The organism is Paenibacillus sp. FSL R7-0312 (genome assembly GCF_038004445.1).
Classification (GTDB): Bacteria; Bacillota; Bacilli; order Paenibacillales; family Paenibacillaceae; genus Paenibacillus_AQ.
In genome coordinates this window covers 2,692,344-2,718,157 of the sequence record NZ_JBBORE010000001.1, presented here as the reverse complement: position 1 = coordinate 2,718,157, position 25,814 = coordinate 2,692,344, and the positions used below count along the sequence as shown (strand labels likewise).

General features: G+C 46.7%; 26 protein-coding genes and 1 pseudogene. 5 read left to right on the top strand and 22 right to left on the bottom strand.

Going from position 1 to position 25,814, the window contains the following annotated elements:
- Positions 1-40 precede the first annotated feature (40 nt).
- From MKX70_RS12000 to MKX70_RS11990, 3 genes are read right to left on the bottom strand one after another with little or no spacing between them, the layout of a single operon-like run.
- The gene (locus MKX70_RS12000; RefSeq protein ID WP_340782945.1) at positions 41-1,165 is read right to left on the bottom strand and encodes a Ger(x)C family spore germination protein; all 1,125 of its coding nucleotides are present in this window, start codon (positions 1,163-1,165) and stop codon (positions 41-43) included.
- The gene (locus MKX70_RS11995) at positions 1,158-2,240 is read right to left on the bottom strand and encodes a GerAB/ArcD/ProY family transporter (protein WP_042239126.1); all 1,083 of its coding nucleotides are present in this window, start codon (positions 2,238-2,240) and stop codon (positions 1,158-1,160) included. The genes MKX70_RS12000 and MKX70_RS11995 overlap by 8 nt, the downstream gene beginning before the upstream one ends.
- 11 nt (positions 2,241-2,251) lie before the next feature.
- Positions 2,252-3,673, bottom strand: coding sequence for a spore germination protein (locus MKX70_RS11990; protein WP_042239128.1), 1,422 nt, complete (start codon positions 3,671-3,673; stop codon positions 2,252-2,254).
- A gap of 291 nt (positions 3,674-3,964) precedes the next feature.
- Here MKX70_RS11990 and MKX70_RS11985 point away from each other — a divergent pair, with 291 nt between their 5' ends.
- Together MKX70_RS11985 and MKX70_RS11980 are read left to right on the top strand one after the other, a co-directional pair.
- A complete protein-coding gene (locus tag MKX70_RS11985; protein ID WP_042239132.1) occupies positions 3,965-4,180 on the top strand; it encodes a hypothetical protein in 216 nt (71 codons plus the stop codon).
- A gap of 351 nt (positions 4,181-4,531) precedes the next feature.
- A complete protein-coding gene (locus MKX70_RS11980; RefSeq protein WP_039297739.1) occupies positions 4,532-4,717 on the top strand; it encodes a hypothetical protein in 186 nt (61 codons plus the stop codon).
- 181 nt (positions 4,718-4,898) lie between these two features.
- Here the strand turns inward: MKX70_RS11980 and MKX70_RS11975 are convergent, their stop codons facing one another.
- The 3 genes from MKX70_RS11975 to MKX70_RS11965 all read right to left on the bottom strand — a co-directional run bounded on the left by MKX70_RS11975 (position 4,899) and on the right by MKX70_RS11965 (position 6,632).
- Positions 4,899-5,723 (bottom strand): alpha/beta fold hydrolase, encoded by an 825-nt coding sequence (locus MKX70_RS11975; protein ID WP_042239135.1) that lies wholly within the window; start codon positions 5,721-5,723, stop codon positions 4,899-4,901.
- Between the two features lie 54 nt (positions 5,724-5,777).
- Positions 5,778-6,185 (bottom strand): MarR family winged helix-turn-helix transcriptional regulator, encoded by a 408-nt coding sequence (locus MKX70_RS11970; RefSeq protein WP_340782931.1) that lies wholly within the window; start codon positions 6,183-6,185, stop codon positions 5,778-5,780.
- Positions 6,186-6,272: 87 nt separating this feature from the next.
- Positions 6,273-6,632, bottom strand: coding sequence for a winged helix-turn-helix transcriptional regulator (locus tag MKX70_RS11965; RefSeq protein ID WP_042239142.1), 360 nt, complete (start codon positions 6,630-6,632; stop codon positions 6,273-6,275).
- A gap of 198 nt (positions 6,633-6,830) precedes the next feature.
- On the opposite strand from MKX70_RS11965, the gene MKX70_RS11960 reads away from it, so the two are divergent.
- Complete coding sequence (locus MKX70_RS11960; RefSeq protein WP_340782926.1) at positions 6,831-7,361, top strand: NAD(P)H-dependent oxidoreductase; 531 nt, start codon at positions 6,831-6,833, stop codon at positions 7,359-7,361.
- A 194-nt stretch (positions 7,362-7,555) separates the two neighbouring features.
- On the opposite strand, the gene MKX70_RS11955 is transcribed toward MKX70_RS11960, so the two are convergent.
- The 11 genes from MKX70_RS11955 to MKX70_RS11905 form a co-directional block, all read right to left on the bottom strand.
- Positions 7,556-7,963 carry a hypothetical protein gene (locus MKX70_RS11955; RefSeq protein WP_340840066.1) on the bottom strand — a complete coding sequence of 136 codons (408 nt, stop codon included), beginning with the start codon at positions 7,961-7,963 and terminating at the stop codon, positions 7,556-7,558.
- 138 nt (positions 7,964-8,101) lie between these two features.
- Positions 8,102-8,863, bottom strand: coding sequence for a SagB/ThcOx family dehydrogenase (locus MKX70_RS11950; protein ID WP_340840065.1), 762 nt, complete (start codon positions 8,861-8,863; stop codon positions 8,102-8,104).
- A 253-nt stretch (positions 8,864-9,116) separates the two neighbouring features.
- On the bottom strand, positions 9,117-10,835 hold the full coding sequence (locus tag MKX70_RS11945) for a beta-N-acetylhexosaminidase family protein (RefSeq protein ID WP_340840064.1): 1,719 nt from the start codon (positions 10,833-10,835) through the stop codon (positions 9,117-9,119).
- A gap of 63 nt (positions 10,836-10,898) precedes the next feature.
- On the bottom strand, positions 10,899-12,638 hold the full coding sequence (locus MKX70_RS11940; protein WP_340840063.1) for a family 10 glycosylhydrolase: 1,740 nt from the start codon (positions 12,636-12,638) through the stop codon (positions 10,899-10,901).
- A gap of 44 nt (positions 12,639-12,682) precedes the next feature.
- Positions 12,683-14,317, bottom strand: a complete 1,635-nt coding sequence (locus MKX70_RS11935; RefSeq protein ID WP_042239159.1) for an extracellular solute-binding protein — start codon at positions 14,315-14,317, stop codon at positions 12,683-12,685.
- Positions 14,318-14,351: 34 nt separating this feature from the next.
- Positions 14,352-15,215 carry a carbohydrate ABC transporter permease gene (locus MKX70_RS11930; RefSeq protein WP_042243378.1) on the bottom strand — a complete coding sequence of 288 codons (864 nt, stop codon included), beginning with the start codon at positions 15,213-15,215 and terminating at the stop codon, positions 14,352-14,354.
- Positions 15,216-15,334: 119 nt separating this feature from the next.
- The gene (locus tag MKX70_RS11925; protein ID WP_042239162.1) at positions 15,335-16,261 is read right to left on the bottom strand and encodes an ABC transporter permease; all 927 of its coding nucleotides are present in this window, start codon (positions 16,259-16,261) and stop codon (positions 15,335-15,337) included.
- 24 nt (positions 16,262-16,285) lie between these two features.
- On the bottom strand, positions 16,286-17,584 hold the full coding sequence (locus MKX70_RS11920) for a 6-phospho-beta-glucosidase (RefSeq protein WP_042239164.1): 1,299 nt from the start codon (positions 17,582-17,584) through the stop codon (positions 16,286-16,288).
- Complete coding sequence (locus MKX70_RS11915) at positions 17,569-18,558, bottom strand: N-acetylglucosamine kinase (protein ID WP_042239167.1); 990 nt, start codon at positions 18,556-18,558, stop codon at positions 17,569-17,571. The genes MKX70_RS11920 and MKX70_RS11915 overlap by 16 nt, the downstream gene beginning before the upstream one ends.
- 20 nt (positions 18,559-18,578) lie before the next feature.
- Positions 18,579-19,568 carry a LacI family DNA-binding transcriptional regulator gene (locus MKX70_RS11910; protein WP_042239170.1) on the bottom strand — a complete coding sequence of 330 codons (990 nt, stop codon included), beginning with the start codon at positions 19,566-19,568 and terminating at the stop codon, positions 18,579-18,581.
- Positions 19,569-19,875: 307 nt separating this feature from the next.
- The gene (locus tag MKX70_RS11905; protein WP_042239172.1) at positions 19,876-20,310 is read right to left on the bottom strand and encodes a DUF6398 domain-containing protein; all 435 of its coding nucleotides are present in this window, start codon (positions 20,308-20,310) and stop codon (positions 19,876-19,878) included.
- 415 nt (positions 20,311-20,725) lie between these two features.
- On the opposite strand from MKX70_RS11905, the gene MKX70_RS11900 reads away from it, so the two are divergent.
- Both MKX70_RS11900 and MKX70_RS11895 read left to right on the top strand, forming a co-directional pair.
- Complete coding sequence (locus MKX70_RS11900; protein ID WP_042239176.1) at positions 20,726-20,986, top strand: hypothetical protein; 261 nt, start codon at positions 20,726-20,728, stop codon at positions 20,984-20,986.
- Positions 20,983-21,372 (top strand): aspartyl protease family protein, encoded by a 390-nt coding sequence (locus MKX70_RS11895; protein ID WP_042239178.1) that lies wholly within the window; start codon positions 20,983-20,985, stop codon positions 21,370-21,372. Before MKX70_RS11900 ends, MKX70_RS11895 begins: the two co-directional genes overlap by 4 nt.
- A 207-nt stretch (positions 21,373-21,579) precedes the next feature.
- Here the strand turns inward: MKX70_RS11895 and MKX70_RS11890 are convergent, their stop codons facing one another.
- The 5 genes and pseudogenes from MKX70_RS11890 to MKX70_RS11870 all read right to left on the bottom strand — a co-directional run bounded on the left by MKX70_RS11890 (position 21,580) and on the right by MKX70_RS11870 (position 25,596).
- The gene (locus MKX70_RS11890; protein ID WP_156123499.1) at positions 21,580-21,699 is read right to left on the bottom strand and encodes a LuxR C-terminal-related transcriptional regulator; all 120 of its coding nucleotides are present in this window, start codon (positions 21,697-21,699) and stop codon (positions 21,580-21,582) included.
- An 11-nt stretch (positions 21,700-21,710) separates the two neighbouring features.
- A complete protein-coding gene (locus MKX70_RS11885; RefSeq protein WP_042239180.1) occupies positions 21,711-22,364 on the bottom strand; it encodes a hypothetical protein in 654 nt (217 codons plus the stop codon).
- Between the two features lie 331 nt (positions 22,365-22,695).
- The gene (locus tag MKX70_RS11880; protein WP_340840061.1) at positions 22,696-24,024 is read right to left on the bottom strand and encodes a phospholipase D family protein; all 1,329 of its coding nucleotides are present in this window, start codon (positions 24,022-24,024) and stop codon (positions 22,696-22,698) included.
- Positions 24,025-24,553: 529 nt separating this feature from the next.
- A pseudogene (locus MKX70_RS11875) lies at positions 24,554-24,640 on the bottom strand (helix-turn-helix domain-containing protein); the annotation flags it as partial.
- A 116-nt stretch (positions 24,641-24,756) separates the two neighbouring features.
- Entirely contained in the window at positions 24,757-25,596 is an 840-nt protein-coding gene (locus tag MKX70_RS11870) for a TIR domain-containing protein (protein WP_052416712.1), read from the bottom strand.
- Positions 25,597-25,814 lie beyond the last annotated feature (218 nt).

Sequence of the window (25,814 nt, the reverse complement as noted above, 5' to 3'; positions counted from 1 at the left end):
TATTTTGTATATTTATAAATTGAAATAATTAGGGTAGTGCCTACATGTATTTCCCGTAATCCTTGATTGTCACCTTGGCCTTGCACGCTATCTCCACCTGCGGATATACCTCCCGCCAATTCATTTGATTCCACTCTTTATAACTCAAAGAGTTCCTTACCTGTATCCCGATTCCGAGACTATCCACGTTATGCTGCTGCATTTGCAGCACCATTTCTTTGGCTTTGGCCATAATCACGTCTGCGATATCCCGCTCCAGCTGTTGCCTTATCCCGGCCTTATTCAGAGAATGGTGTCCGGTATATTCAAGCACAGAGCCCTGGATGTTCGCCAGAAGCTCGACTTTGAACCGGTCTGCCCCCAGACGATGAACCTTCACCTTGCGTGAATTCAATAATGAACTGAACATCACTACCGCCGGCCGTCCGGCCTCTTCGCCCAAATGGAGAGCAACCTCTCCCTGTCTTAGATCATCACGGAACAGTCCGAAGAATATCCCGTCTTGAGCCGGAATCTTCATTCTGTAACGGTCCTCCTGAAATAAGGCAATACCGTCAATAACGGCTTTGTCCCCGCTATCCCTTACTATCGGTGCCACCGGATCTATGCCATCGTCATTATAGTCGCGGGAGAATTCATACAGTGTGGTATTGGGAATGCTGTTGCCGGCCGCCTCTTTCTCCAGCAGGTGATTGATATATCTTCCGGTATCCGTATGCGGCTTGTACTCCTTGGCCAGAATTTCACCGGCATCTCCGTTAATAATCGTAACCTTGACGCCAAGGGCTATAGAGGGGTCCCGCAGCAGGGTATCAATGTAATCCCCGAGTCCGGCTTTGGCCAGCTTCAGGCCAAACAATGCATCTCTGAGCTGCCCGCTGACAACCGTCAAATCTGTCTGTCTGGAGAACATGATTCCCGCTTCCTTAATGCTATCCGAGACAGTAGACAGCAACTCGCGGCGTACGGAGGAATTCGGGTCAATGACCGGGACGCAGGAGGTAACTTTGATCCTGTTATTCTCTGCAAGATCATAGCTCGCCGTCTGCACCAGGCCCAGCTTCTCAAGGATTCTCTCGTCGCTTTTGCATCCGGTCAGCAGCAGAGGAGGCAGAAGCAATAGAATCAGGAACAACCTTGCCATGCTATAGTTCTGTCTATGCACGGACCTCTCCCCCTTTCCGCTGAATCAGCAGCAATAGAAGCAATAGTACCGGAAATCCGAAAGCAATCCCGGTCACCGCATACCCCAGATTAGTGATCCAGACCCCCACTGCATCCAGTGTCTTCGGAATAAAAGAGATGCTGTAGGAAATCGCAATCAGCAGGAAGGTGAGCAAGGATAGTTTTATCCTGGGAAGTATTCTTCGCACCGACTCTTGTGCCGCCCACCAGTACATTACAACAGTGACCAGAACCGGGAACAGAAACAGACCGTACAGCAGATTCTCCAGCCTCTCTATAAACGGGAATTGGATATACGCCAGCAAATCAAGCAAGGGATAGAGCAGTTTTTTCAATTGCCCCAGACTGAAGAACCCGAAGCAGATGATCGCCAGCGAGATATATAGCACAGCTAAATAGAGATTTCCCGCATGGACACCCGCCATAGCCTTTTTGTTCTTGTTCACGTAAGGAAACAGCAGTATCGATAATTCGTAACCGAGAAAAGCGGAATAGATCTCCATGGCTCCTTTAAGCTGATCATGCCCGCCTTTAAGAATAAACGGAGTCAGGCGTTCCCAGCGGAACGACGGAAAAAACCACAGCATGAGCAGATACATCCAGGCGGACAGCCAGAAGAACAGCGTAGCCGCTTTGGAGATGGAATAGATTCCTTTGGTAATCATCAGAAAGGCCAGAATGTCCATAGCCAGCTTGAACACCATGGGATTCGTTGTTGGGAAGGACAGCATTTGGAAGATTAGCACGTATTTCTTGCCGATCATGCAGCCAAAAACAAGCCAGACCGCAGCCAGACCGCCATAAAAAGGATACAGCACCGCCCTTGGAATCGACTGCTCCATAATTTCAAATACAGACCTCCCTTGACCAAGCCGGAAGACCAGTGAAATTAAATAGATATTGAAGGTAGAGACTACGATACACGGCACCAGAAAAAGCCATCCGTTGGTACCGAAATATTCAGCCAGATTGCGGGGCAATGTGAAGATTACAATTCCGGATTGGGTCAAATGCATTAGAACGGCAATATGAAAGGGGCGCAGCTTTTCGGGCATAACGTCCACTCCTACTTTTTGTTTTTTTGCCTGATAGAATTCATGGTCTTGCTCTGGGACGGACGGCTGTTCAGCTTCGAGAAAGGAGCACGGATAAATACATCCTTCCAGTCCCCCGTCTTCATAGGAGCAATAGGGGTCAGATAGGACGAGCCCAGACTCGTCAGGTTGGATAAATGAATTACGATCAGGGCTATACCCATTACAAGTCCAATATTGCCCCATATTCCGGTGAGTATTATGATTCCGAAGCGGATCAGGCGGATGGAGGCGCTCATCATATAGCTGGGAATTACAAAAGAGGCAATGGCAGATGAGGCTACTGCGATAATAAGCACATTACTTGTCAGACCAGCCTGTACAGCCGCTTGACCAATCACAATCCCGCCTACGATCCCGATCGTCTGGCCAATTTTGGTTGGCAGACGCGCTCCGGCTTCCCGCAGCAGCTCGATCATGATTTCCATCAGCAGCGCTTCATAAACAGGAGGAAACGGCACCCTGTTCCGTGATTCGGCCAACGTTCGGAGCAGTGCTTCCGGAATCATCTCATAATGAAAGGTAGTTACCGACACATACATCGCCGTGAATGAAATCGTTATTACAAGAGCCAGAAACCGGAGCAGCCGCAGTCCCGTTCCCAGTGCCCAGCGCTGGTAGTAATCATCCGGTGATGAGAAGAATTCAAAAAAGGAGGATGGCGCACTGATCGCTGTGGGACTATTGTCAACGATGGTGATGATCCGTCCGGCGGCCAGCTTCGACACAGCCACATCAGGTCTTTCCGTAGTCAGAAACTGCGGGAAGACCGAATTCGGCATATCCTCAATGAATTGGGTCAGCGTCCCCCCGTCATTAATCGCATCTGTCTCAATCCGGTTGATCCGGTTCTGCAGATCCCGGACATATTTAAGATTGGCAATATCCTTGATATAAAGGATGTACACAGTTGTTTTGGAAATTTCTCCGATCTCACACTGGATAATTTTCAGATGCGAGCTTTTGATCCGGCGGCGGATTAAGCTCAGGTTCGTAGGAGCGGATTCTACAAAAGCATCGTGAGGGCCGGCAATTACCGTCTCCGTTTCCGACTGCTGTACACTGCGGCCTTCCTGGCCGTAGGCGTCCAGTAAGTAGACAGCTTCCCCGTGGAAGACAGCTACACAGCCCTCCAGTATGCCGACCACCACAGCTTTGGACTCCCTTGTCTCAACAAATTGGGACTGGAGGAACAACTTATCCAGCCCATCCGCTTGAAGCCGGTCAAAGGGCCGCAATATTTCCTGGATTAGCAGATTGTTATCCACCGTATGCGGGAAATACACAATATCGGCGGAGAGTTCAGGAAAGCGCCGGTGGCTGAGATCCGCACACTGATCGAATTCATTAAGAATATGCCGCAGGGTAGGAATATTCTGTGTGTCCGGTTCCATAGATGCCCTCCTTCCCCGTTCGTTTGGTATAGTATACCCAAGATTTTCTTGGATATTTAAGGCTGCCGCAATAAAAAACCCTCTTTCATCTCGCAGGATAAAAGAAGGCTCTTAGACATCCTCTGGTTAAAACATTCATTATTAGAGATTTTCTTTGCTCCAGGCAGGATTGCCGCGCTTCAGCTAGTTTGCTCTTTTTCCTCGGCCTGTCCCCCCGGCTTATGCTATAATAATTAAACATAATCCAAAAAGTCCGCTTCTGATGTAATCCATATTTGAGGAGCTGTGACGATGAGCGATCCGATTTTGCAACAGATTCTTACGGAATTACAGGGAATGAAATCTGATCTGAGCGAGGTTAAGTCCGATCTGGGCACAATGAAGGCTGATATTGACAGCATCAAAGAAGACACGAAGCTGATCCCGCTGATCCAGCAGGCTGTATCCGAAGTCAATGCTGAAGTCATTGCAACCAGGGACACTCTCGAGCGGTTAGACAAACATTAACCATACATGATTCTACACTGGACATGCTGGCCAGACGTTCTATTGATGAGGAAGCCGCATTGAAACGTATAAAATAAGCTTGCCATACAGGAATTTGCTGCAAGCGACCGCCATTTCCGGCAGTCGCTTGTTCTTTTACCATTCCTCATTGCCTATTGTCTCCCCCACAAGGACATAACTCCTTTCACAAAGCACAAACCCTCTCCAATTCACACTTTGTACTCTTTTGTTGTCTATTTCACACGGACACACCTTTGATTTTCAACTGATCCGTGTTATAATGAAAGCGTAAACAAAAGTGATCGAAACCCTATTAACCATCGGATTTCATCGCCAAGGAGGATGAATGCAATGCTGGCAGGAATTAAGGAACTGAAGAATTGGGTAACCGGAATGTGGCAGCCTGGGATGGCTTCTGGGGAAGAAGACTACCGGAAAATGGAATACAGCGTAGAGCGCCATTTGCACACACCGCAAACGCCAAGCCCGCTTACTTACGAACAGGAATCACGGATCAAGACTGTCAAATTCCATTAATCTAACCGGATGTATATAGATTGAACTATTTTTCAACTTGAAAATCCACACTCAAACAAGGCCGCAAGCAACCGGATCATCCGGTTCATGCGGCTTTTTATTTACTCTGCTCAATTCATTCCTTTTCGGAGAATTAAGCACTCCTGAGTCCGTATAGGAGGTCTTCCGTTCTTCCTCCGCTCTAAAATAATCTTCTCAGCCACTCCAGAACAGTCTCCACTGCTTCCAGATACCGCTGCCCTACGAGCAGACCGGTATGGGTGGTGTTCCACAGGCCTTTATATTCTGCATGAAAATGCTCTGCGTTTACTTTGCCCCTGCGGTCGTCCTCCGCACTGTTAACAGCATGGATAACCAGACAAGGGCAAGTAATGGACCGGCTGTCTACCGGAATTCCGTCCGCACCGTAATGATAAGAAAAAGCGCTAAACGCCTTGGCAGACTCCATGGTCAGGTACTTCCTTTGGAAAGCTATATCCTCTGCCGATTCATCTATGCTTGTAAGCTCCTCACGAACCGGGGCAGGCACTACGAGGCCAGGTTGTGTCCGGACGATGTCCCGGTAAGGCACCCGGTCATGAACCTCCTTACAAATACTTGAGTCGATCAGCATAAGCCCAGCTAGAACTGCCGTTTCCGCCAGCTTTTGGCTCAGAATCCCGCCCATGCTGAACCCGATCACAATAGGCGGAGCCCCGCACTCAGCGATAACCTCGCTGATATCCTCCAGATAGTCCCCGAAGGTTATCTCCGTCATATCCAGCACTCTGCTTCTGTAATGGCTTCTCAGATTCATGACATAACAGGTCCAGCCTTCACGGATAAAATGAGGAATGTATTTGCTCCACATCCAGCTTCCGGTAAAGGCACCATGCACGAATAGTAAAGGTGGCCTGCGGTCAGCGTCTTCCGGGAGGTTCCTTCCTGCAAATATCTGCAGATACAGATCGTTCTCTCCGATGTATTTCTCTGTATGCGGCGGCAATTCTGTCGTGTAATCTCTCACAAGTATTTCCTCCTTTGAATTTTAGTTTGATATCAAACTATATAATATATTTTTTTAGAAGTTGTTATTGATTTTAATTAAAATGCTCAGCAGCGCCTCCTTCTCCTGTTCGGTGACATTGAGGTAAAACTGCTCCAGCATGTCTGCGGATATCGCCTCAAAAACCGTTTCCAGCCCCCTCCCCTTCCCCGTCAGAGCAACGTACACAAACCTGGTGTCCTCCTTCTCCCTTTCTTTCGTCACCATACCAAGCCGGACCAGCTTATCCACCAGTGCCGTGACGGTCGATTTGTCTTTATTAATTTTGGCGGAGATCTCTGCCATAGTAAGCCTCGGCTTCTGCAGCAGCGCATAAATAATGTCCCCGTGCGAAGTGCCTATCCCCTCTATGCCCTGCTTCACCATCTCTTGGGCAATGAACCGGTTAACCTTCTCTCTGATCTTGGAGATCAGCGAAATCACATCTCTAGTTTCCATACATGGATTATAGTTTGATGTCAAACTATTGTCAATGGCGGTCATTTTATATAGTGAGGGAACGCAGGTTTACTAATCGTTCGGAATATTTTCCAGCAACATCACTTCTTCACCCTGCTGCTGTCGAATTGCAATGTTGGCTCTGCCCCATGAACACATTACGTCAATAATTCCATTGGCTGTTGTTCCATATTCCGTTATATAATATTCAACTTTGGGCGGCATTTGATGATAGACCTGTCTGCCGATCATTCCGTCCCTTTCGAGTTCGCGGAGCTGCTGGATCAGAACCTTTTGCGAGATGCCCGGGATAATGCGCTGTAATTCACTTGTCCGTTTCTTACCCGACATTAGATTACATATGATTAACGCTTTCCACTTTCCTCCGAGAATTTCAAGCGTTGCTTCTATGCCTAAATGATATTCTTTCATTCCTGCCACCTCATCACACCCTAATTAATTTAGCCTAACTTATCTTATGATTTCTATCATGCCATATAACGAACCTTAGTCCAATGCACACTTTGAGGTAACCCTGTTACTTTATTGTGTGTATTTACATTTTTACTGGCTTCCAAAATAATATAAACAGCTGCATAAAGCAAATCCCCGCCGGAAAGGTGACTGATTATGAAAACCCTTGTGATCCTAGCACATCCAAATATCGAAGCTTCAAGAGTAAACAAAAGATGGAAACAAGAGCTGCTGCAGCATCCAGAGGAAGTTACGGTCCATGAGCTTTACAAGGAGTACCCGGACTGGAGCATTGATGTTCCGAAAGAGCAAAGTTTACTCGAAGCACACAGCCATATTATTTTTCAATTTCCTTTATATTGGTATAGTTACCCGCCTCTACTGAAAAAGTGGCTGGATGACGTCTTCACCCACGGCTGGGCGTATGGTTCAAACGGGAATAAGCTGAGTGGAAAGAAGCTGGGAATAGCTATGTCAATCGGTGATAAGCAGGAAAATTACCAGACAGCCGGTTCCGTTTCTTTTACAGTAGATGAGGTTATAGCCCCGTTTAAAGCCAGTGCCGCGCATGTGGGTGCGATCGCATTACCCTATTTCGCCGTCTTCGGAGCCTCCTTTCAGGCTAGTGATGAAGAAATCAATCAGAGCGCAGCGGACTACTTCCAATATATTATTGAGTATAGATAATACTCACAGGCCTCACTTGTTCCTTTTGTGAAAATCCTACCCAAAATACAACATTCCCCTACTCATCTCGGCCATAATCCAATCCTAGCGAATACACGGATATCTAGGCCTCAGAGTTGCAATATGTACAACATTAATGCAAGTAGGGTGTGATTAACATATATGCATTACCCAGATTGCCTTTATGATAACATCTAGCCGATAATCCAATCGATTTCCTCAATAGCAATGACTTCAATGTCATTACAATAGAAGTTAAACCGGTCCTCATTCTCAAAATCCCTGACAAGATATTTAACCGATTCCCAGCCCCTATCCGAAATATTCAAAATCTCAAACAAGCTTAATTGGATTACTGCTCCTCCAGCAGCTAGTTGAAGACTCCCTACTTTTTTGAAATGAATGGTGACCTTATATGTTCGTTTATCCCCTTTAGACAATAAAATAAAGTTGATCAGCAGCATGGGAATATTGTATTCATCAAACAGCTGCACCGTATCCACTTCAACCCAATATCTGAAATCCGTAATTAACTTCAGATCATTAACTGTAAAATCATTTACTTTGGCGGTGATCCAATCCAGTTTTTTAATATCCGGCATAGTTTATCAGCTCCAATATCACTTAATAAATGGCTTATATTCATTTCGAAAAAAACCTTCCCTCACCCCAAAGGGTAAAGGAAGGTTTAACGCATCGCCCCAGAAGACGGCAGCTATACTTTCAATTCGCCAAGGCAGCTATTCCCGTTTCTTCCCCACTGCGCCAAGATAGATAACAAACTCCTCATCACCGTCTAACTCCAATACCTCATCAATCAGCTTCTGATCATAGATGCCAATGGCGCAGGCGCCTGCACCGATGGATTCACTGGCTAAATACAGGTTCTGGCAGACATGTCCTACATCGATGAGGATTTTTTTGTGAGCGGAAATATCATATTTCCATTCGGAGCGGTACGGTGTGGTACTCCAGGCAAACAGCACGGAAGCCTTGCGGGCAAAGTTAGGGACAAAGGGTTGATCCAGAGTGATCGCATCAATCTTCTGTTCCAGCTGATCTAATTCAAACATGAACAAGAGCTTATGCTCCACCGGAAGGTATCTGTAGATCCCTTGAGGAATGCCCTCTACCCGCATAATCATTAAATAGGTTTCAAAGGTGTGTGTTGCCCCACTGCAGGGCACGGTCCGCAGCGTAAGCCCGTTCTTGCTCATGCCGGTAATCCCTTGGGTAGCCCATAATAAATAGGACAATTCCTCCAGACTCAAAGTGTCGGCAGAATAGAAGCGTGTACTTCTTCTTTGCCCGATACAATCAAAGATATTCTCTTCACTCACTACATCTCTGCTGACCTTCGGCAGATCAATAATTAGTGATTCCGGATCAAACGGCTTAACCATTGGCGACTGGGCCATTCCTTTGATCTTGTCTGTTTTAATATGTTTGAATTCATGAAAATTGGATTTCAGAAAATTTCTTTGTTGTTCATATCTGCTCATAACAAATCCTCCCGGATTAACTTGATAGCTTTAATTTACCACTCCGGCAAAAATAGATTGTGATTTCATTCACTTTTCACATTACAAAAATACAAATACCAAAAAACCTCCCCTTCCCCGAAGGGTAAGGGAAGGCTTAAACGTGTCGTACGAAGCACGGCCGTTATATTTCCAGCTTCACCAAGCATGATGAGTCAGGGGAGACGTTTACGCTTGGCTTATTACTTTACTGCTTGGCACTGTGCTCTGCCGATTATATTCCAGCCTCCGCATCCACCGTCAGCCGGTATCCGTCCTTTCCTTCCCTGACAGCAAATCCCCAGACTTCGGCGGCTTTCCAGGCGGGATCACTTCCCAGCCGGACCTCAAAGGCCTGACAGGCTTCAGCCCGCTTGCGCAATTCTTCATCGGCTCCGGGCAGAGGCGTGCCGGCAACCTTCTGCCGCAAGGCTCTCCACAGCTCTACATCCGCCAGCGCTCTTTGCAGCCAGGGCCCTGCCTCTTCCTTAAACTTGGAATTCTCCATTTCAAGTAACCGGTAGGAGACGCTCTCCAGGCGGTCGAAATACAAATCAAGCCTCGGGATATCCTTGCTCTGCAAGGCCTCTTTCAGTTCCTCATATCCACCGCTATAGAGCTGGCTATTTAGATTCTGGCTGCAGAAGAACATCATATCGTCTGCCAGCTCTCCGGCGAACTCCCGGACCGACAGCTCCCAGGAAAGCTCCGGCATATAACGCTCACTGTTCCACATGTAGTGGGCCATTGTGTTCAGTGTAATCTTGGAGCATTCCCATTGAACCATCGGATTCGCTACCACTGCCTGGTGTCCGGTCTGATCAAGCTGCGAATAACGTCCGCGAACCGGGTCCAGAAACAGCCGGTCGTAGTCGGCATCATTGACGGGTATGTTGTCCCACAGCCACAGCTCATGTCCGTAATAGCTGTAATTATTCCGTGCATCCCTGCTTCCGACTTGCCCGGCAAAGACGGCAGAGCCGGTCCAGAATACCTTGATGTCCGTATGCAGCTTCTCGCGGATATCCCGCTTATATTCGGTATCCCAGGAGGACCAGTACTCAGAGGGGCACATCACCAGAGTAACCTTCTGCAACTGACGGCTCAAATAGTCATAGACACGGTTGGCCACATAGGCGTGCGCCAGTCCGGAGCGCTCCAGGTAATGGAGGTTCTCCCCAGACAATGCGTAGTCGATGTCGTCCATGAGCAGAGCGAAATGCCGGACACCGATGGCGATCATCGCCCCCAGCTTCGCTTCCAGACTGGCAAAATCATCTTCACTGCGAAACTGCAGATCGTTCCCCGGACTAATGCAATAATAGAAGTCTACCAGTTGGACGTCACATTCCTGCTTCAGCTCACGTATCTGGGCAAACATAGCCTCAGGATAAGGCTCACGCCACAGCTCACGGTGATAGAGATCATCCTTGGGAGCATGCATGAAGGCGTTCATGCGGTGAGCCGCCATATAGCGCACAGCATCCATCCGGTCATCAAAGCTCCACGGCGTGCCATAGAAGCCCTCAATAATGCCGCGGACCGGAAAAGAAGGCTCATCGTGAAGGGTAGCCACGGGCAACCGGCACTTCCCTTCATCTATGCGCAGCAGGTGGTGCAGAGCATCCATCCCATACCTTAGTCCTCGCTTATTGGAGGCTGCAATTGTAATTTTTCCGTCCTTACGGATGTCCAGCCGGTAGCCATCCGCCTTAAGCGATCCCTCATATTCAAGCTCCAGCGTGGCATTGCCCGGTGCGGGTGCCTCTCCTTCTTGTAGCGGTTCAATAATTACAATCGGGCCATCCGCAGCAAGCGGCCACTCCCACTTCTGGATCATGGAGAACTTTGAAGTCAGCCCGATTCTCAGCTGCTGCCCTTCCAGCACCAGCTCCTCACCCTGATCGTAGTAGTCCCGGAAGTAATACTGCCGTTCCCGTAGCGGCATAGTCATATTCACGCCTCCTTCGGCCTCACTATATAGCTCATATTGGTTCTGCGGCTCTTATGCTTAGGCTTAGTCCGTAACCTTCACATTTCCAAACACGGCCTTGCCCCGCGAATCATTCCCCGGATTGCTGAGCGCTATGCCGATATACACCTTACGTTTCATGGGGATCTGAACCGTTCCGACCGTCTGCCAGCTGCTCCCGCTTGCCGAAATCGACCCTTTGAACGTATTTCCGGTTCTGGTCAGCTTCAGCCATTTCGGAGCCGAGGCGGCCGCCGTATGGTCGGTCATATCGCCTGCGGTTTCAGCACGATACTGGAAGGTCGCCCCATTCCCGGGGGTAAGCATCATATCCGCGTGCTTCGAATTATGGACCAGGGACTCCCGGATCATAATGCCAGCCTTGGCCCAGCCGTCCAGCCAGCTGGTGGACTGCACCTTAACAACAATCTCCGCATTGCCGCTCACGGGCTGGTATATATAATTCAGCTGATCCGCATTCCCCCAAATATCCGTCGAGCTGCTGCTGAGTGTAAATTGCTTATTGGAAGCATTGTAGGTGGCGTTCCCCGGCATGGAACCGATATTCCGCGCCTTCCACACAGCGGGCAGCTGGGCCGGATAGTCTTGCTCTACCGGAGCCGTCCAGCCTGGTGTCGGCCAGGTCTCACGTTCATGGATGTTCGCCAGCTCATCTTCCGGCCAGGCCCCGTAGGCAAAGAACGCCAGGCGCTTCACGTCCGGATAATTCTCGCGGATGCCTTTGTAGACCTCCTGATATTGATCATCGGTCCAGTCATTATCCAAGGTGGCTACGATGTCCGCAGCACTGCCGCTGATCCGGTCGCTCGTATCCTTCAGGATGCCGTAGGAAGTGCTGTATACCCAATCACTGTTGAACTCCCAGTCATCGAAGTACGCCATCGGTGCGACAAAGTCGATCTCGTCCTTGAACTTGGCTACATTCTGTCCAACCTCTGTAAATTCCGGCGGCAAAATATACACACCAAGCTGCACATCCGGATTCGGGGATGCAGCAATATCCTCACGGATATCGCCTACATACTGTCCAATTTGTTCCGTTCTCCATTCGTTCCACTGCTGACGCTGCGGCGAATCCGTATCAAAGTCAATGCTGAGCGGCGAATACCCGAACTCCGCCTGATACTTCGCAACCGTGTAATCACTAACGTCCATGTTGTAATTGTCGAAGCGGATCCAGTCCAACACAACCCCGTCCACATCATAATTCTCAATCACTTCCTGAATGATGGAACGCTCATACTGCTGCACTTCATGATGAATTGGATTGACGAAATATTCGTTGCCGTTAGAGCCTGTAAACGGAGTCTGAAGCCCGTCCACCAGCGCCTGCATCTGCCATTCATCGTGAGCCAGGAAGGCCTGCTGGTCATGGAACTGGGGAATCCAGGCATGAACCTTAATTCCTGCGGCATGAGCTGCCGTAATGACAGCCTGCAGGGCATCGAAATTCTGGTAGCCCTGGGCAATGGGCGCGATATTACTCTGATAAAATACACTGCCGGACGGAACCTCATCATCTTCATCCTGCTTCACGTTCATGCTGATGACATCGACCCCGTAGCTTGTGGACAGCCCGATGAAATTCTGCACATCCGCCATGTTCTTGAACTGGTTCACGGTCCGTACAATCACTTCCGTCTCGAAAGGGGGATTGCTCTGGTCCTCGGCCTGGGCCGGAAGGGGAAGGGAACCACCCGCTACCGAAGAAACCAACACGATACCCAGCACTGCCTTGAACCCCGATCTCCGTGCAAATGTCATAATCTCGCCTCCACATCATAGTCTTATTGAACTTCTAACAAGAGTTATTTCGTAGCGTTGATTTTCTTAACATTTTCCTGCCACTTTTCGGTTCTGAACTCAAGCAGCTTATCCAGCCCTGCCTTTGCGGTGTTCTTCTTAGCCGTCTCCAGTGCCGCCAGCACCTCTTCATCCGACTTCGCCTGAACCATCTGCGCGTAAGCAAGGGTATAGATATCCGCGACATTCTGTGCGATGATGCCGGTCTCCGTATCGGGAAGCGGGTCGGTATTTACGAATTCCGTAATGTCGAGCGCGGTTTTCCAGGTCACCGTAGACTGCGCCACGGTCTCCCATGATTTCTGGTTCGCCGAGAGCAGCGCCTCGAGGCTCATTTTCGCCGTATCAATGAAGGTCGTATTTCCCGCCCAGTTAAAGTCCTCGAATTTTCTCATCGTATCCGTACGCTCGTTAGCAGGGGTGGTCTTGTATTTCTCATTCGGAATAGGCGCTCCATCCGCGTCCTCTTCATCCCAGTATAAGCCCTTAGGGCCGAAGAACAGCACCTTTTGTCCCTCTGGACCCGTAATCCAGTCAAAGTAAGCGAAGATAGCCTCCGGGTCCTTGGCTTGTTTGGTAATGACACTGACGTTCCAGCCCAGCGTCTCAAAGCCGCTTACAAATACTTTGGTCTTGTCTATTCCTGCTTTGTGGACAGGCCAGATAATTTCATAACCGCTGTCCGGATTGTTCGCCGTCAATGCCCGGTGTCCCTCGGCTCCATACGTAGTGATATTGGATTCGACCATGACCGCTACCCGGCCGGTATTGACCTTTTCCTTGACCGCATCCTGGGTCTGCTGCAGCGCGTCCTGTGTAATCAGCCGCTCGCGGTACAGCTTATTGATGTACAGCACCATCTCCTCGTAAGCGGGATCGTCCAGGATAGATGTCAGCTTGTCGCCTTGCGGATGCCCCATGAGTGTAACGAACTTGCTGGTGGAGTTCTCCCTGAAACCGCCATACATAATTTCCAGACCTGCCCCCTTCTCCCCAACCTCCAGAGGGACTACATCCGGGTACTTGTCTTGCACCATGAGCAAATACTGATATAAGTCATCAAAGGTCTCCAGCACCGGTCTGCCGAGTGCGTTATAAATATCCTTATTCACCATCCACCCGCCGTTTCCGAATTGCCCGGAGGTATACCAGTTCGGAATTTGATAGATTTGCCCGTCATCTGAACGGAGCAGATTCAGGGTCGATTCCTTCACATATTTCTTGAAGTTCGGATATTTCTCATAATATTCATCCAGTGCAACGAGCTGCCCTGCCTGCACCAGCCGTTCTACTGAGGACCCCCGGTCCGTAAAAATAACATCCGGCAAATCACCGCCGACGATCATCGTGTTGAGCTTTTCTCCGGCTGCTCCTCCGGATTGTATCGGTTCAACCGTAACCTTGCGGTTCTCCTGAATCCACTTGGTCGCCTCGTTCTCCCCCCAAGGTGAGGTCGTAAGCCAGTCGTAGTTGCCATAGAAGCTGAAGGTGACAGGCTTGATCCCGCTGCCGTCATCTGTGGCGGCCCCAGAATTCAGATTGTTCTGCGAAGTGTCAGAATTTCCCCCTCCGCTGCAAGCAGCAAGCAGAAGCACCAGCGAAGTCAGCAAAAGAGCTACCCATTTTAGGCGTTTGCGCATTCTTTTTCCTTCTTTCTACGTAAGATGGGGAGTGCTATTCTTTCAATGAACCGACCATTACACCCTTAACAAAGTACTTCTGGAGAAAAGGGTAGGTCAGGATAATCGGAATGGTAGCGATCATCATCGTAGCCATAGTCAGTGACTTCGTGGTAATCGTCCGGTTCCGGTTCATATGATCCAGCGCGATCGCATTCGAGGAGCCAATCTGGGTCATAATGTTGGAGTTCATCACCTGCCGCAGCAGCGTCTGTATAGGAAGCAAGTGATCCTTGGTAATATAGATCGCTCCCGTAAACCAGTCGTTCCAGTAACTTACTGCGGTGAATAAAGATATCGTGGCCAGCACCGGGCCGGAGACGGGAATCACGATCCGGAAGAAAATACCGTAGTTGCTGCTGCCATCGATTTTGGCGGATTCTTCCAGTCCCTCAGGTAAAGCGCTGAAGAAGGTGCGGATGACAATCATGTTCCAGACGCTGATGATGCCGGGAATAATCAGAACCCAAAAGGTGTCCAGCAGGCCCAAAGAGCGAATGAGTAAGTAACTGGGGATGAGTCCTCCGCTGAAGAACATTGTAATCATGAAGAACACCATATATGGTTTGCGGAAAAGCAAGGTCTTCTTGGACATGCCGTAGGCTAACAGGGCCGTGAAGAAGACGGATAATGCCGTGCCGCTTAGCGTTCTAAGAATAGTGATCAGAAACGAATTCAACAGGCGGTCATCCTGAAACACAATATAATAATTTTCCAGGGTAAATGCTCTTGGCAACAGGGTTACACCGCCGAGCGCCGTATCGCTCCCCAGATTAAAGGAAATGACGAGCGCATTCCAAAACGGGTACAGCATGAGTAGCGCCAGCAGTGTCAAAAGGATATAAATAGTCCGCTGCATCACTTTATCGCCCAGGCTTAGTCTCAATGTTCACCCCTCCTAAAAGGTTTATGGAGCATTACTTACAGTCGATACATCGCAATAAAACTTGCACCCGGAAGCATTCGCTATAGTAGTACCTACCAGAGACTAACATCTGCCCGGCGGGCGATTGTGTTGGCTGTCACCAGCAGAATGACACTGATCACCGCTTTGAACAGCCCTACCGCTGTCGCATAAGAGAATCTGGCATTTAATATCCCGACGCGGTACACATAGGTGTCGATAACATCGGAGTAGGGTCGCAGGATTGGATTGGTTGCCAGCAGCAGAATATCCTCGAAGCCCGCACTGAGCAGACCGCCGATGGCAAGAATCATAAAGATGACGATAATGGGGGTAATGCTGGGGAGTGTAATCAGGTGAATTTGCTTAAACCGGCTTGCTCCGTCTATGGATGCAGCCTCATACAGGGTCGGATCAATGCCGGCAATCGCAGCCAGATAGACGATGCTTCCAAACCCGACTTCCTTCCACACATTTACACTTACCAGAATGGACCAGAAATACTTGGGTACCGCCAGGAAGTTAATGGGCTCCCCGGCCAGATTGAACCGCTCCAGCACGTAGTTTACCGTTCCGTTATCTACGGATAGCAGCGAAAATACGAAACCGGATACAATAACCCAGGACAGGAAATAAGGTAAATAGCTGACGGTCTGGATCACGCGTTTGAAGCCCATATGCCCGACTTCATTCAGCATCAGCGCAAGCAGTATCGGGGCAGGAAAAGAAATAATCAATTTAAGCAGGCTAATCACAAGGGTGTTTCGCATCACATTCCAGAACTCCGGCGCCTCGAAGAACATTCTGAATTGCATAAAACCAACCCAGGGGCTATTCATCATGCCGCCGAAAATATCGTATTGCTGGAACGCCATCACCACGCCATACATCGGAATGTAGCTAAAAATGAATACAAAGATAATGCCCGGCCAAACCATGGACTGCAAATCCAACTGACTGGTAAATCTCTTCCACCTGCTCGCTTTTCCGGCCGTGTTCATCCGCTTTACCTCCTCTGGACGATTCTAGTGAAACAACGGTAAAAACGGTTTGTTCTTCTCCAGCATTTCATCCAGCAGCTGTTCAGCTACGGTGACTGATGGCATGAGCGGATGATGGACCATAGCCTGCAGAGCCACATCCCGGTCTCCGTGAACAGCCGCCTCGATGGTGAGGCTCTCATATTGCTTGACCGCAGCCAGCAGGCCTCTGACGGACTGGGGAACTCTGCGCAGCGGAATCGGCAGCGGACCCTGCTTGGTGACCATACAGTTCACTTCAATCGAGGCATCGTCCGGCAGGAAATCAATAATTCCGTTATTCCTTACATTCAGCGTCTGGATATCGCGGGAATCATTATGAATGGAGCGCATCAGCAGCACTGCCGCCTCCGAGTAATAGGCTCCGCCGCGCTGTTCCAGCTGCTTCGGCTTCTCCTTCAGCTCTATGTTCCGGTACAGCTCGAACAACTCTTCCTCCACCTTCTTCACGACTTCAGCGCGTGATCCGGTCGTTGCTGCTGCTTCCTTCTGTTCCGCCAGCATCTCGTCTGTCATATAGTAATAGCTCAAGTAGTAAGAGGGAATGGCCTGCAAACTGTTCAGAAACCGGTGGTCCCAGGCATCAAACGGCACATTACTTGCCTTATAGCTCTCGGGGTAATCAATAAGCTCTTGCAGCTTGCTCTTCCCGTCAATCACGACATCGGATACCCAGTGCAGATGGTTAATGCCGACAAACTCCGCATAGATTTTCTCCATAGGAAGTCCGAAGAACCCCGAGAGCCACTTTTGGAAACCGATCGGTGAGTTGCACAGGCCTACGCTTTTGACCGATGAATACTTGTGGACAGCCTCAGTCACCATCCCGGCCGGATTCGTGAAATTCAGCAGCCAGGCATCCGGAGCCAGCTCCTCGATATCCTTGCAAATATCCAGAATGACCGGGATGGTCCGCAGGCCCTTCATCATTCCTCCGGGACCGGTCGTCTCCTGACCGATGACACCGTACTCAAGCGGAATCAATTCGTCCCATTTGCGTGCTTCCAGCATCCCTACCCGGATTTGCGTGCAGACGAAGTCCGCTCCGGCAATGGCCTCCCGGCGTTCAAGCGTCTGGGTTACGGTAATCGGCAGTCCGGACGCTGCAATCATGCGCTTGCTCAGCTCCGCAATCGTATGTAGCTTCTCTCTTCCCTCTTCAATATCCACCAGCCAGATTTCGCGGACAGGAAGCTCCTGATGATGCAGGATGATCCCTTCAATTAATTCAGGCGTATACGATGACCCCGCTCCGATAACAACCAGCTTCAATGTTTCCTCCATGATAATTGCTCCTCCTTACCCTGTGATAGATGATCAAGAACCTCATGATTCACATGCATACCGCTGCTTTCCATCGCCAGAATGACCGACCCTACAACCGGCTCCCGGGTTAGAATCCTTAATGTGCCATTCGGAGCCGCCTGCTTCACTCTTCGCTCAATGGCCCGCCGGATGATGCCCGAGCGGTCTCCCTTGGTCAGCAGGCTGCCTGCAAGCACGATATCGAAGATGTCCTCCTCCATGGCCAACCGGCGGATTGCCGAAGCCGCAGCCAGACCCAGCTCATCCCCTTGCTTGACCAGCAGCCCGGTGGCCACCGGGTCTCCTTCCTCTGCGGCCTGAAACAACAGCTCCGCAATTTGGGGAGGCAAGTCTCTGAAATGATCGAGGTAATCCTCTCTTAACTCTGAAACGGTGGTATAGCCCAGCAATTGAGTTAAGCGTTTGCTTAACACTGTCTCCATTTCTCTTCCGTCATCCGCCCTGAGGACGCTGCGGAACACTTCCATACTCAGATCATAGCCGCCGCCGAAATCCCCGAACCGGTAACCGAAGCCGCCGCATTGGTAGGTAGCACCAGCCGGATTTTGTCCACTGCAGTTCACGCCCGATCCGCAAATCAACACGATCCCATAGTTCTTCTCTGTACCTGACCGCAACGCATTCCAGGTATCGCAGGAAATCTCCGTCCGGGGAAGGCCAAGGCTGCCGATGATGGGCCGCAAAATTCTAAAATCAGCTTCTCTGTCTGCTCCCGCCAGGCCGAACCAGGAGTAATCCAGCTGATCCCTGGTCAGCCCTGAGGCCATAATGGCTTCCGATACAGCCTGCTTCAAGCTGTTCTCCGCCTGCTCACGGTTCAGCTGATGATTCCCGTTCCCGCCCTTGCCCGCACCAAGAATCTTCCCCTGTTCATCTGCAATCATTGCGTAGGTCTTACTGCCCCCTGCATCCACTCCCAAAAAATACTTCACAGATAGTTCACTCCTAAATTTCAAGTTAATCGAACAGAAGCGGTAGATTCACGAATGAGAAGCTGAGGCGCAAGCTTCGTTACCGCAGGCGGCATCACCTCCCCATGGATCAGCTTCAGCAGGATGTCAACACCGATATTGCCCATCTGCGCCTCGGGCTGCCTGACTGTCGTGAGCCGCGGGTAGAATTCACCGACAAACTGCTGATCATCAAAGCCAACCACTGAGATATCCTGAGGCACCCGAATCCCTTCCTCCCGCAGAGCTTGAACAACCCCAAGCGCAATAAAGTCGTCTCCGCAAAAAATGGCCGTCGGCAGCTTATCTTCACGAATCCATCTCTGGGCCACCTCATACCCGCTGCTTACCGTAAATCCGCAATATTCCGTGCCGAAGGGCGTTAACCCCGCTTCATTCAACGCCTGGACATACCCCCGTTTGCGCTCCGTTACACTGAGGAACTCCGGCGGGCCGCCGATATAGGCGATCTTTGTGTGTCCAAGGCTGATCAGGTGCCCGGCAGCTTCATATCCTCCTTGATAGTTATCAACGAGCACACTTGGAACATCTTCATGCTCGTACTGGTTATCCAGCAGGACCACCGGAATGTTCTTTCGCTTCAGCTCCTCCACATATTCCTTCTCCTCCAGCGGAGACAACAGGATAATCCCGTCCACGCGGTCCTTCTGGAACAGGAAGTTGACCCCATCATCGTCATTCTCAGCGATAGACAGGGCCAGGAAATAACCCTGCTCTGCCAGCTTCCGGTTCACCACGCGGATCACGCGGTCATAGAAAGAGTCGTTAAAGTTGGTAATCGACATCCCAATGACTCCAGTCTTGCCGCGTACCAGACTCCGCGCCGCTGAATTGGGCTGATAATTCAACTCCTCAATAGCACTCAGCACTTTCTGGCGGTTGCCCTCACGTACAGAGGGTGAATTGTTTAGAACTCTGGATACGGTCACTACAGAGAGCCCTGACTTTTTGGCTACATCATGAATGTTCATCTAAGCATCTATGCCTCCAAATTCAAAAGTTTAATCGATTTAACTTTTAGAGAAATAAAAAAGATTTACTCAGTATGCTAAACTTGCAGCCTGACTGAAAAATCGTACATTGTACGTTAGGTTTAAAATCACTAAAAACATAAAATCCAATTGAAAGTTTAAAGGTTTATACTTTACACAGATTTTACAACCAATTCCCCCAGCCGTCAATCCATAAAATGCAGAAGGCTTAATATTCGCTGATTATTGAAAAATAGACCAAATGACGCCTCCATACTTGGACTGCAGTCACTTAGTCTATTCCTGTTTATTTTTCAAAAAAATCATCCGAAACGATAATTCCATTTACTGAGATGAGCTTGTTGAACGGATTATTTTGCTCAGAGACCTGTGTGGCAAACTCGCCTCCGAAATGCCCCATTTTGAACATATCGCGTAGTAACTTGGATTTCTGTGAGGTTGTACTTTGAGCAGCACCGTAATATTCACATATGTCATGCACAGAAACGTAAGGCTCAAAGCTTTTATCAAACAAAAAGTTAATCGTCCCAATGGCGTGAATAATGCCTGCTGCCCAGATTTCCAGCTTTCCGCTCATAAAAGGAACCGTCCGTTTGCGTCCCAGCTTTTCTACCATTTTGCAGGACAGCTGTCCATAATCTTCATCCAGATATTCCTGGCAGAACCCCCGCACTAGCTGCAGCAGTTGTTCTTTCTTCTCTAACATCTTCGGGTCTTTCATTCTCGGCCTCCCTATTCACAAATTCCGCATCCCCTCACCCCCAAGGATAAGAGAAGGCTTAAACGCCATCACCTCTGAAGCATGGCAGCTAGATTTTCAACTCCCCAAGCTTGTCGTCTGCTGAAGTTCTGGAATGCAATACAATTCCTTTTTTATGAGCGAGTTTCTCCAACCATTTACTTTTTTACTTTGCTTCAAATAGTTCTTCAAGAAGTTCATCTGATTATCATCTAACAATTGAAATAATCGATTAACTTCCTTCTCTGTTAAAGGGATGACCTATTTTTTTCTCCATTTAAAAATAGATCTTATTAACTATATCGCACCATATAATTACAATTGCTTCACTCACTTCCGTCATCCTTAAGCATCTATGCTATACTGAAAAGATGATAAACTAAGCGAGGTGAAGCCAATGAAGTGGGGAGAGATTACAGAATTACACCCAAGCCGCTTTGTACTGGTGGAAGCAATTAAAGCAACCTCAAGTAACCGCATGCGTCATTTAGAGGATATCGCAGTCATACAAGATTACGATAACCCGCAAGAAGCTTGGAGCGGCTATAAAAAGCTGCATAAGCATCATCCAAACCGTGAACTGTATGTATTTCATACAAGCAGAAATGATGTTGAGGTTGTGGAAGAGTTTTTTTCAGGAGTACGGCAACAGATATGAAGTTACACCTTCTGCATGGCCTGCCTATTGTTTCTTTGACTCTAACTCACCATGTTCAATCCATTTCTTTTAAAAATCTTTTATTTGATACTGGCTGTGCTGCAACCGTTTTTGATTCCGATATACTAGCTGTAATAGGTATCGATATTGATTTTATTAACGGAAGAGCCAAGCGGATGTATGGAGTAGGGGGAACGAGTGAAATTTGTTATGAGCAGCAGATTCCCGGCTTTTGCATTGAAGGTATCGATTTGAGTGATTTCCCCATACAGCTTGGTTCGATTCAAGAGCCTTACGGCTTTGATGGAATTATTGGCATTGATTTTATGATGAGAACCAAATGCCAAGTGGATTTTGAAGCGATGATTATCCAGCTTGAAAAATAGACCAAATGACGCCTCCTCACTCGGACGGCAGTCACTTGGTCTATTCCTGTTTATTTTTCAAAATAATCATCCGAAACGATAATACCATGTACTGAGAAAAGCTTGTTGAACGGATTATCTTGCTCAGAGACCTGTCACAACAAAAAACCTCCCCTCACCCCGAAGGGTAAAAGAAGGCTTAAACGCGTCACCTCTGAAGCACGGCAGCTATATTTTCAGCTCCCCAAGCTTGATCAGCTCGACAACCGCTTGCGAACGGCCTTTTACGTTTAATTTTTGCATGACGTTCGTGGTGTGGTTTGAAATACACCTTCTTGTTGTCAAGATTTCAAATCATGTCACATCCACCATTCTTGAATGTTCGTTCTGAAAGCTAAACTATAGTTGTGTCGATCATTATCATCTTTGAACACCCAAAAATCCCCAGTTATTTGAACATCTTCAAAATTGTCTGGGTCGATAATTCCTCCATGGTGAATCAATGTATTTAACCACCTCTCATTTACTATTCCGACTACCCATAAATCATATCCAAAGTCTTTAGCACATAAATACAACAAAGACACTATCATAAGGCTTAAACGATTAAATTTTGCAAACGGAGGGATAACTATACCTGTCAATTGAACATGTTTATATCCTTCATTATTTGAAAACGTAAACTGTATTACTAAGAGTTCTTTCTCCTCAGTTGCTGGATCGATCATTTCAACTTCAAATCTCATACCATTTTGTCTATCGTAAACTTTTATATTTTTTGAAAATATTTTAAAAAAACCAAGTAAATATATCACAGTATATAACTCATTATCTTCAAGGTTAGCAAAGTAACCACTTAATTTAAAAGTGTCATTTTGCTCTTCAGACAACGGGGGATACGTGAATTTCAACCTTATTCCTTCAATCGACTCTTTTGAAAAATATAATGAAGCATCATCTTCGTTCCATTGTTTTCCTACTTTCAGGCTTCGCAAAAATTCTGAACCATTCATATCCATCACCTCTTACAAATTATTGTTTTTCTATACAAATTGAACTAATGACATTAAATGAAGTCTCAATAAAGTGGATATATAGAATAATTTTCCCACAAGTATTGGCTTACGCTGCTTACCTGTCAAACTTATTCAAGCAGCTCAAAACAGCTTATTTAGCCATCACTTTCGGAATGTAATGGGTTTCTCTTCACTACCTATGTAATTTAGTAACTAAGGATATTAGCTATGGCTTCCGCCCATTTATGTTTCAATAAAATCACATTACGGTGGTCATTCTAACATGAATTTGATAAGCCCTTATTGTAAACATCTGCATAATACGTACTTATACGCGAAAAGCGATTAGTTTATAAAGCGGAAGAAGTTTTTGCATCTTTGTTACAATCTGTTGTGTGATTACATCCATATCCTGTATACCTTTGTCGTCCCACTTGTACAGGCAAGATAAAAATGATTCTCGACCATCCAGATCATATGCAGTGTAAAAGGATGAGAAATTTTCTTCTGGCTCTTCGTCGATAACATAGATAAATTCCTTATCTAACTGGTTATCAAAAATAATCCACTCAAACCCTTCACCTTTTAAATTTGCAATTTCTCGGTTTAGCTTATCTTTAAAATGTGGATTTTTATCTAGTTCACCATGCAAGTAGGACCGATCATGGGCTTTATGTTCTACGGCATGAAATAAATTGATCTCAAATCCATGTCTAGTGATTGAGAACTGTAGACAGGCATGTTTTTGAAAACCATAATCCTCTCCATATGTATTTTTTACATTTTGTGTTGCATTTATATAATTGACTTGTTTTGGTGACTTACCATAGCGTATCCCAAGCCATGTAACTTGTTCTTTATTATACGAATTCGGTCTGGCAGAAGAACAGATGTATGCCTCATCCTTATGACAATATAAGTTGAACAATTTAATATGTTTATTATAGATATGTTTGTGAATGTTAAGCATTTTTTCTTTGACTCGATCACGACGCTCATTAATATATGTATCGTTTTGTTTGAAATTACGTGGGAAAAACACCTCATAATCTTCAAAGTTAAAATAATAGTCTTCAATATCATATTCTTCTTCCATAAAGGGATCATCTTGATGCAACGATTGTAAAAGTTTACGTTTCAATTTTCTTTCGTTCGCAAGGAGATCCTGATAAATCTCATCATGCTGTTGATAAATGGAAATCCTACTATCGTCAACCGTTTTAGATTTACTTTCGCAAAATTCAAAGAAAATTTGAAATTTAAAGCGATCTTCTTCTGAATCTAAATCATGAATCGCATCAAATTCAAGGTTCTTCTCTATTCCACCTGCCGTGAAGTTCGATGATCCAAAAATAACGTATTGCTTTTCTTTCGCGTGAAACCAGTAAACTTTCGCGTGAAATGGGATACTATCTACGATAAAGACCGTCGCTATTTTATGAAGAGATTCCAGCAGATCGCCTGGTTTTTGATATGAAAAATTGGGTGATAAGTATAGTTTTACATTTTCCCGCTTTAATTGATTTCGATCAATAACCGTTTTTAATAGTTTAAGTCCATACTCCGAAAAATAGGCTGTTGCGATAAGAAGATATTCAAGATCTATTGCGTTTTGAAACTTGTTTATGACCTTATCTCCGCGCCAATAATAATCCATAAATATGCTCCTTAGTTAGAGTGAAGGAATGACTGAAACGAAACTACTTTACAATGAACGTAATTAAATGGAATTTCATTCTGTACTCTGAAATGAGTTTATATAATCGGGTGATATGCGACTTAAAAAGGGGTAAATCAACAGTTTACCCGAATACTCCTATAGTCCTAAACTCCGTCTCCTCAATAAACAATCGTGATACAGGAACTAATTGTTGAGAATAACCTGATCCAATGCCATTAGCATAGAGTGGCTTCTCGAGAATTCCACCAACAACCCCTTCAGCTTATTAGAAGCAGTCCACCATTGCGGTATATGATTTGAACTAATTTCAGAATTTCTATCCCAATTCAATAGAGATTTAAATGGTTGAAGAAGATTACTTTCACTAAATTCATCTTGTATAGTTGGAGCTGATAATGTACTTCCACTCACATTTATAAATATATCGAGGTTCAGGAAATTAAAAACCTTCCCTCGCCCCGCAGGGTAAAAGAAGGTGTAAACGTGTCACTTCCGAGCACGGCAACTAATTTTCCAGCTCCCCAAGCTTGATCAGATCGACAACCGTTTGCGAACGGCCTTTTACGTTTAGTTTTTGCATAACAGAGATGTGTTTTGAAAACTTGATAGGTGGGTTTCAAGCGTAAAAAAAATTCCAATTAAATAGCGGTTCAGTAAACTACCACTTTCTGTAAACTTAAAGGATTTTTCATCTTCCTCTTCAACTTATTACTTAATAACACCTTCACGTTTTAAGACACGCCCCAACTCGTAGAAAGTCTGCTCTATATTATCACCAGTGAAGCCTATATATTGAAGTCCATCTACATTAGAGAAGTCATCTAATCCTTCTTGCCTAAGCAAAATTGCCTTTTTAAATCCTAGGCGTCCTTGGAAAAGTCCTGCTTCGTGAATAACATTTTGACGTGCCCGTATCTTACCTTCATTTGTCTCATCCTCTGCTGTAAGAACAACAATCGCAAAAGCTGCTTTATCTAAGAATCCCTCTAAAATTGGAACAATCGATTCGCCTACATGAGTTTCGGACTCAAAAGAAAAGGAATCTATTCCATAATCATCGTGTAGAAATGTTTTAAGCCTAGCCCATAGTTTACTTCTACCATGACCAATAAACACAGATACTGGCTTTGAAGGTATGTCTTGTTTTATAGGATGGACAAACTGGGGTAAATCCACTGCGATAGGAATAAGTTCTAATCTTCCGATGATGGACTCAAGCGTTGTTAATTTTTTTTGGAATTTTCTAACGAAATTTTTGTAACTATCCATCCACGACGTTGCAATGGCATATGCACCTGTTCCTTTGCTATACTCCTCGGAAATATCCTCTACTGTAAAAATTGTTTTTAATAATAACCCGTTAAAATCGTCCCATTTTGTAAAATGTGGGATTAATGCCTTGTACGCTTCCTCCGAACCTATCGGGCTTTGAAGTAACTCCTGCCCTTCATTTACCCGTTTTGAAAGGCGATCCGCTGCCTCTTCTCTTGAGACAGTAAGTTGTAAGGGTTCCTTGGGCGGATTAATCCCTGTTGTTTTCTTTACCATAAGCTCATTTTACCCCTTTGGTATCCATAGTATTAGAGTTCCAGCATTCTGGATCATAACTATGATTATATTGGAAAAATAGGGGATATAGAAGAGAAAACACTCACAATGGAACATCTCATATCAATTTCCACATTCCATACTTTAGGAAGTACAGCTCCATTGCCTGCATAGATTTAATATCATAATCAACAATAAGTCTTATCATTGCACTATAA